Annotated in this window: 7 protein-coding genes; all 7 read right to left on the bottom strand. The window is 39.5% G+C overall.

From position 1 onward, the window contains the following. Positions 1–434: 434 nt before the first annotated feature. On the bottom strand, positions 435–779 hold the full coding sequence (locus P20429_RS07090; RefSeq protein ID WP_007584518.1) for a DUF600 family protein: 345 nt from the start codon (positions 777–779) through the stop codon (positions 435–437). A gap of 9 nt (positions 780–788) precedes the next feature. Beyond that, complete coding sequence (locus tag P20429_RS07095; RefSeq protein WP_007584516.1) at positions 789–1,595, bottom strand: PoNe immunity protein domain-containing protein; 807 nt, start codon at positions 1,593–1,595, stop codon at positions 789–791. 5 nt (positions 1,596–1,600) lie between these two features. Further along, positions 1,601–2,347, bottom strand: coding sequence for a PoNe immunity protein domain-containing protein (locus P20429_RS07100; RefSeq protein WP_007584514.1), 747 nt, complete (start codon positions 2,345–2,347; stop codon positions 1,601–1,603). Between the two features lie 8 nt (positions 2,348–2,355). Continuing rightward, positions 2,356–3,036 carry a hypothetical protein gene (locus tag P20429_RS20150; RefSeq protein WP_007584512.1) on the bottom strand — a complete coding sequence of 227 codons (681 nt, stop codon included), beginning with the start codon at positions 3,034–3,036 and terminating at the stop codon, positions 2,356–2,358. Between the two features lie 275 nt (positions 3,037–3,311). After that, positions 3,312–3,659, bottom strand: a complete 348-nt coding sequence (locus P20429_RS07105; RefSeq protein WP_007584510.1) for an immunity protein YezG family protein — start codon at positions 3,657–3,659, stop codon at positions 3,312–3,314. A 38-nt stretch (positions 3,660–3,697) separates the two neighbouring features. Beyond that, the gene (locus P20429_RS07110) at positions 3,698–4,150 is read right to left on the bottom strand and encodes an SMI1/KNR4 family protein (protein WP_007584507.1); all 453 of its coding nucleotides are present in this window, start codon (positions 4,148–4,150) and stop codon (positions 3,698–3,700) included. A 10-nt stretch (positions 4,151–4,160) separates the two neighbouring features. Next, positions 4,161–7,664: a contractile injection system protein, VgrG/Pvc8 family gene (locus P20429_RS07115; protein WP_007584505.1), complete on the bottom strand. Its 3,504-nt coding sequence runs from the start codon at positions 7,662–7,664 to the stop codon at positions 4,161–4,163. Positions 7,665–7,947 lie beyond the last annotated feature (283 nt).

The raw sequence follows: 7,947 nt of genomic DNA, 5'->3' as shown, positions 1-7,947 counted from the left end.
CGAACCATCATCATAAAGGTATTCAAGTTCAAGCTGAGCGAGTGTACTTGCGGATAACGTATTGTCACTCAAATCAAGCGCAGTCACTTGGCTAATATTGGCAGGGCTTGCATTACTTGGTGCCCGCGCTGTGTGTGGGCTGGTTATGTCGTAATCAACCGGCCCATCAAAGGTTATAAATGTGCCATCGAGTGTGAGTACGTTAGTGGCGGTAATATCAACATTACCTTGGCTGTCGAGTTTTATCTCGCCGCCCGCGTTGTGAATAATTCACTTAAAATATTGTTTGCACAAAGAGAAAAGAATGAGAAGTAAATAAGGGCGTTAACCGTAAAAAGCAGTCATTACTTGAAAGGCTAGGGCGCTATGCTTTAAAAGTTATAGCGCCTAGCCTCACAACATCCGTGTTGTTAAAGAGCGGGTTACATTAATACTTAATATGTTTTAACAGCGGATATTAATTCTTCGTCATTATTATCGCGCTCAAAGTTTAAGTTAAATTGGCCTTGACGAGTGATAGTAAAAATAGCGCGCTGCCAATTTTCCACTTCGTTTTTAATGGCGTGGTCAAATAACGTTTTAAACAGCGCTGTTATATTTTCAGATACAGCAATTGCATGCTGTGTATCATCATCTGTTTTTATAAAGTGGGCCTTGCACTCAATCACATTATTATTATCGCAATCTAAAATAAGCTGTGCTTCAAGCCACGGAGCATCAATTTGCTGATAAAGGTACTGACCTAGGTGTTGCGGGATGTGTTTTATATCAGGTTGCATTGGCTGACCTTAGCGCTCATGTTTATTACGTATTAAATCATTGGCTAGCATTGGATGTGGCGTAAGTTGTACTTTGGTTATACCAAGTAAGTTTGCCACTAACGCATGCTCTAAACACCAGTACCCAATGTAATAATCAGTATATTCAAATTCACAATCACATTCATGGTTGCCGTGCCAGTCGGCATCATCAAGTTGGGCATACCACTGCGATATAAACTGGTTTAGCTTCTGTGCTTGCGTATTTTTATCAAGACTAAAGGCATCAAACAAACACTGGTAAACATCAGGGTAATAGAGGGTTTTTGCCATAGGGCGTTGTGAATCACCGAGCTTTACGGCAATAGCATCAAATAATGCATCTTTACCTTGTTCACCAATGACATCAAGCGTTTTACTAATATGCTCAGTGGGCGCGTCGCAGGCAACGAGTAACGACAGCCACCAAAGCGTATAAATATAGCGATTTATATTCGCAGAGCCACACGCATCGCCAGCGCCTCCAAGTTGTTCAAAATCAACACGGTAAAACTGATGGGGTTGTGGAATGTTATTAGCTACCAAGGTGAGCTGTTCACGATAAGGTAAAATAGCGAGTACAAAAGGGCGTAGTTCATCAATATAGGCACCATAAGAATAATGCGCCACAGCTCGCATAATGGCTAGTTGAAACAATCTCTGAGCCACATCAACGCGCTGAGTAGGGGAGGTAAATACAGCGTCGTCGAGTGCGGCTTGTGTTTCAGTTAGAGCTTCATCAAGGTCACTCGTAAGTGTTTGAAAGTAGCCTTCATCCTGACGGTTATCACGTAACATCCATGTCATCCTTTAAAGTGAACTAAATCTTTAGGGTAATACGGGTGGTCAATAAAGTTACTGTCGTCAATATTATAAAGTTTAACGACTAAAGCTGCTTCCCAGCTCCAATACCCAATGTAGGCATCCGTATCCATTAAATGATAGTCGGGTGAATCTATCAGTTTATACCATGCATCGAGGTATGCTTTCATTAAAGAAGGTTGTTGCTCAATGTCTGCTGCAATGACATCGTGTAGCTTTTTAAATCGTTTTTTGAATAATAAATCATTAGAAACTGCTCGTTCAGTGTCGCCCATTTTCAATGCAATAGAGTCGAACAATACATCAAGTCCTTGATTAGCGATTAATTCAAGAGCCTGCGTGTAATAGCTATCATCCATATCTAAACAATAGGCAAAAGCGAGCCAGTCGAGCCAGTTTTCAAGATAGTCAGTGCGAATTTCCTCCCATCCAATGCGATCTTTTTGTTCATTTGCAGGCAAGGCATCAGCATAGTTTTTTTGCCATTGACGGTATTCAAGTGCTTCAAGTAAATGAGGTTTGAGCTCAGTTAAATTGTCTCCGCGGGAGTAGCGTTCGTGAAGCAATCTCGAGGTGTAATCTACGAGTCTAAAAGAAAACCTCATTTTTGAATTAACAGTTAAGCTGTTATCTTTTTTTAGGTCATCAATGTATTCTTGAATTGTTTCAAGACTAAATTCTACTTGTTCATCAAAGTAAGCTTTACTTTTTAATTTATCTCTAAGCATTTTTCGTCCTAAAAACCTAGGGGTGTACCGATGACACTCCCATTAATATCTAATTTTTTTACAACAAGAGCACCATCAGGTTTATTGCGTATTAATATTTTCTCAACTGAGCCATCATTTTTATCTAGGCTTTTCAAAATTTTCGATCGTTCTTTCCTACTTAGCCCTGCTTTTTGTAAGCGTTTATCAGTAACCCAATCATCACTCATTTGCTTGCCGTCACCAGTCATTCCTAGCCTGGCTTTGTTGTACTTAGCTTCAGTGATGGCTGTTCTTGGTGGCGGACCTATATGAGAGTAAATACCATCAATGCCCGTTTCGCCCATTTTATACTGACCATTTGTATTACCAATGGGTTTATAGTTTTTAGAGGACATTAACGCATGAGCATTATATTCACCTGCGGCTGCTTTTCTATGGTTAAGTGATTTAAACATATCTTTAAAATCATCTGGTGTTTTCAGATTTAAGCGATTCGCTGCTTTAGCCCCTTTAAGCTCATTACTAATTGGCGCATCTAATTCATTCGCAATGCTCTTTTTAGGTTTACCCACAATACCGGTGCTTTTCGGCGGCTCGAATTCATCGAGGGCTTTGTTTACGCGATTGCCAATCTCACTGGCTGCGCCTTTAACACCTTGGTCTATTTTGGGCGCTATTTCATCAAGCTGTTTAATCGTGGCTTGCATGCCGTCTATGGCAAGCTGTGGCAGCAGTAGGTCGTATTGCCAACTTGTTGATATTTCATGAATAGTAAACTGACTATTTAATAGTACTTTTACTCTCTAAGCGCAGCGCCTCTTAAGCTCTTTGTAAATAATTCACTTAAAGCCATATTGCACAAAGAGAAAAGAATGAGAAGTAAATGAGGGACCCAATTTGAAATACAGGCTAAGGTGCTAATTCTTTCAGGCTGTAGCACCAGCCAACAGCCATGTTGTTAAAGAGCGGGTTACATTAATACTTAATGTATTTTAACAGCGGTTATTAATTCTTCGTCATTATTATTATCGCGCTCAAAGTTTAAGTTAAATTGGCCTTTACGCGTAATTGTAAAAATAGCGCGTTGCCAATCTTCCACTTCATTTTTAATTGCGTGGTCAAATAACGTTTTAAACAACGCTGTTATATTTTCAGATACAGCAATTGCATGCTGTGTTTCGTCGTCTGCTTTAATAAAGTGAGCTTTGCATTCAAGTGTATTGTTGTTTTCGCAATCTAAAATAAGGTGTGCTTCATGCCATGGCTCATCTATTTGCTGGTAAAGGTACTGACCTAGGTGTTGCGGGGTGCTTTTAATATCGGGTTGCATGGGCTGTCCTTAGCGTATTTAATTAGCTTATATAGATTCTACGAGGTTCTAAGCTCAACATACTCACAAAAGAATGAGAGGAAGGAGTCAGCTATTACTCCGTCAACTTGTTTTTTAAATAAATTATAATTAACTAGTGGGTATTCTTTTTCTTGGGTACTAGAATCTAAGCACCAACAAATTTCATTTTCTTTATAAAAAATCACAATTAAATGTGGGGGTAATTCAAATGTTTCCCTGCAATCAAGTGTGTCACCTAATATCGTTCCTCCAAGCTTCAAAGTAGCATTATTATCTTCAATACCAGATACCTCGGAATCGATTGTTCCTCCACCACCACATTCTTTTAAAAAATTAACTAATGAATATGGGAGCTTTATCGAAATTAGCTGTTCAAGAAGTGCAATTTCTTTCAAGTCAGCCGAACCTTGCCAAAAGGTTTCGTGTTCACTCAAATCAAGTTGTTTTATTAACTCACTATATTTATTCATACAGATTTACCTACTCAAAATCTTGTGCTCTAAGTTTCCAGTATTCTTTTTTAAATTTTTCATACTGATATTGGAGCGAAGGGTTATTCCTAAAACTTTTACCATCTTCGATTAGACCGTGTAAAGCTTTATGATGTTTTTTATGAGTCGAAGATAAAAGCTCAACCATTGGGCTTGGCTCTTGTCCCAAAATGTGATGTAAGTTTATTTGCTTACCGTCTTTGCCTATAGGGGCATTACCATTTTTCATTAAATCAAGGTTTGACCAACCACCTTCAATTTTAGCTCTAATACTTTTATGGACACTTGAATCAACATGTGTTGGTATTCCTGACATAAAGTCAAGATCGGTTTTATACATCTTGCGATTATTAACTAAATTTGAGCTATATTTTTTGTTGACTGAGTTAGATGGTTTTTTACTCTCAACCCCTTTTAAATCATTTCCTTTAGGCGCATCTAATTCATTCGCAACGCTCTTTTTAGGTTTGCCCACAATACCAGTGCTTTTCGGCGGTTCGAATTCATCGAGGGCTTTGTTTACGCGATTGCCAATCTCACTTGCTGCGTCTTTAACGCCCTGGTCTATTTTGGGCGCTATTTCATCAAGCTGTTTAATCGTAGCTTGCATGCCGTCTATGGCAAGCTGTGGTAGCAGTAGGTCGTATTGCCAACTTGTTGATATTTCGTGAAGTGTATCGCGCAGGCCTTTTATAAAGGCTTTTACTTCGCTGGCTGCTTGTTTACCTAGGTCTTGCCAATTTATTTTACGTAAATACTGAACAGGGTCGCCTTTGCCCAACTTGCGTAACACTGCAATTGCGGCTTCTATTGTGTCGCCGCTGTTTTTAATCACCACTTTACCGACGCCTTTTACCGCGGAGCCGAGCACCGGTACTAAACCTATCGCGGTGAGCGTAAAGGCAATCCAGCCATCACTGTCGTTGGCTTTATCGTCATCAGTCAGTAGCATTACATTGGCTAAAATATCCCGCACGTCCATGACTTGGTCAATAACAGGTATCATTGAAATAATACTGCCTACCACAATCTGCGCCGTTGTAGGGTCTTTATTAAAGTCACCTTGCAGTGCCCCCCATAACCAATCACCTGCTTGGCTGGCTATGTTGCTTGCTTCATCAAGTGTTGCTGTTTGCCCAGCTCTGCTCATTTGTATGGCAGAGGCGGGGGTTATTCTTTTATAAAGTGGGTTTGGCGTCGTGTTATCTTGAGGCTCATACTCGCGCGTATCTTCCCCGTATTGAATAGTAAACTGACCATTTGGTACATCGGTTAATTGCGCTATACCGTCTTCATCTAGCTGGCCTGTGCTTTGTGTTCCATCATCAAATTTAATTGTATAAGGTGCGTTTTTTACAGGGCTGCCATCTTGATAAACATAAAGTAAATCCACTACGCTTGACGTTGTTGCAGCAATACCGGAGTCATTAATGGTTATATCACTAATGCGGCTAATATTGGCAGGGCTTGCATTGCTTGGTGCCCTCGCTGTTTGTGGGCTAGTTATGTCGTAATCAACCGGGCCATCAAAGGTTATAAATGTGCCATCGAGTGTGAGTACATTGGTGGCGGTAATATCAACATTACCTTGGCTGTCGAGTTTTATCTCGCCGCCCGCGTTGTGAATAATTAAATCTCCTTGGCCAGAACCCGTAATGTTTACATTATTGTTAGTTTGTAAAAACTTAGAGCCATTAGGCACATTAAGCTTTAAGTCGCTGTTATTGGTTTTAAGGAGTATGTCGCTTTGTGCATGCACTTTTACTGCACGTCCGGTGAGGAGTGATATTTCATTCTCGCTCGTAAGGGTCGCATTTTTACCACTGAAGGCTTGGCTGCCACCACTTTGATAATTTACATGGCTGTTATTTGTGGTTTGCGACACGGTATTTTTAACATCAATAAATTGATTGTTTTTAATAACAAACTGAACATTGTTTTGTTCTGTTTCAAGGCATAGGTCGCGCCCAGCGTGTAAATTTATAGTCCCGAGTTGGCTTATCCATTGAATAAATTGGCGGCCTGATTTTATAGCATTTAATTCAATATAGTGCTCACTGGCGAGTGTTTGTAAGATGACTTTGGGTACATCTTTATCGTCATCGAACATGAGTTCATTTTGCGCTGCGCTTAATAAGCGATTATGCGTTGGGTTAGCGGCTGTAACTACGCTTGGCTGGTCGGCGTTTAGTGCAAAACCCATTATAAATGTATTATTTGGGTCGTTATTAATACACCCAATAAGTACCTCAGAACCACCAACGAGTGGAAAGTGCCAGCCAGTTGCTTGAGGTTGATTTTCACAAGCATATAGCGCTAGTTTTTTTAGTGCAGGGCTTGATTGAATTACTGGGCGAGCTGTTTTATCAAACTCGGTACGAATACGGTATTGGCCGTGTTCATCTACAAATGCATTACTTGTGAGAGATTCTACGGTTGCTGGAAATACCATGGGCTTAGGTGTATGAGGCTCCGGCATTGCTTTGTAAGGTGTGCCTCGCTCTATAAATTGCGCTACGCAGTGATAGTGCGTTTCACCTTCATGGCTGCTTTCGTCATTTGCTTGATTAAGGGTGTGCTCTATTGCAATGCATAGCAAATCACCACTAGCAAACCCCATATTATCGTCAAGCGAAATTGAGCAGCCTGCAAATACATCAGATACATTACCCGTAAGCGTAACCAGTTTATTGTGTGTGGCTAATGCATTGCTAAAGCTTTGTGTTTGCGCTGATGCTTCTGCGCTTGAGTTTGCAGCAGGCTCGAAAAAAGATTGACTGTTACTGGCTACTTTTTGAAATTGTCCATGGGCATTACTTTGCGCTGCATTATTATATAAGGTTTGCGTTACTTCACTGTGCATAAAGCCGACAAAGTTACCCCAGTACTGGACGTTCATCCCCGCGTTTGCTTTAACTTCTAATACACCCGTACTTAAGTAGGGGCTATTGAGGTTGCTGTCACTTATAACAAGTGTTTCGGTGTTTGATTCACTTTCAATCCAATAAAAAAGACCATGCTGAGACATCAAGCGATTAAAAAAGGCCCAGTCACTTTCCATTGCTTGCACACATTGCTTTAAATGCGGTAAGGCGGAGCTTGTCCTAAAAACGATTTGTCCTGATGAATAACCTGCTTTTTGTGCTAAGTAATTTAATACATCTTGTACGTTTACGGTAATAAAGACTTTACTGTTTGAGGTGTCTTTTAAGGTGGATAATCGATCTTGAATGTTTATTTTAAAGCGATGTAGATTGTTGAATACACCCATATTGGTTACAGATGTAATCAGGCCGCATTGTTCTCTATATCTTTTATTTTTATTAACAAAAATCACACTGGCATTAGCAAGTAGTATATCTGTATTGATTTTTACTGAAGATTCAACGGTGAGTGAATAACTAAAGCCTTTATTAATTTTTTCGTAGCCATGTAGGTAAGTAACATTAAAGTCTTTGTCATTAACCTTCAAAAAAAAATTAGATTTAGTCAAAACGTTGCAATCCCTGCTCGGTAAAATTAGTGGCGTAAACATACCTTTTTGTGTGTTAATGATCAACTGGATAATTGTAACTCTAAAAATAAATTGAATTATTTTTTTGATTGTTTCATAAATAGGGATTGTTTTGTTTTATTGCGTATTATTCATTTATAACTGTTTTTTAGAGTGTTTATTCTAATTCGTAAATCGCATTAATATTCTAATATTTTAAACCTTATATAGGTTGACAATAGCGGTTAGGTGTTTGTATTATGCGCCAAATAAATGGATTTAT

The organism is Pseudoalteromonas sp. BSi20429 (assembly GCF_000238895.1).
GTDB lineage: Bacteria > Pseudomonadota > Gammaproteobacteria > Enterobacterales > Alteromonadaceae > Pseudoalteromonas > Pseudoalteromonas arctica.
The sequence above is the reverse complement of the archived record's forward strand: the minus strand, read 5'-3'. Positions and strand labels throughout refer to the sequence as shown.

Bases quoted from the DNA above. Each gene is read 5' to 3' on its own strand.
- P20429_RS07090 (WP_007584518.1), bottom strand. From the start codon at position 779: ATGCAACCTGATATAAAACACATCCCGCAACACCTAGGTCAGTACCTT.
- P20429_RS07095 (WP_007584516.1), bottom strand. From the start codon at position 1,595: ATGTTACGTGATAACCGTCAGGATGAAGGCTACTTTCAAACACTTACG.
- P20429_RS07100 (WP_007584514.1), bottom strand. From the start codon at position 2,347: ATGCTTAGAGATAAATTAAAAAGTAAAGCTTACTTTGATGAACAAGTA.
- P20429_RS20150 (WP_007584512.1), bottom strand. From the start codon at position 3,036: ATGCAAGCCACGATTAAACAGCTTGATGAAATAGCGCCCAAAATAGAC.
- P20429_RS07105 (WP_007584510.1), bottom strand. From the start codon at position 3,659: ATGCAACCCGATATTAAAAGCACCCCGCAACACCTAGGTCAGTACCTT.
- P20429_RS07110 (WP_007584507.1), bottom strand. From the start codon at position 4,150: ATGAATAAATATAGTGAGTTAATAAAACAACTTGATTTGAGTGAACAC.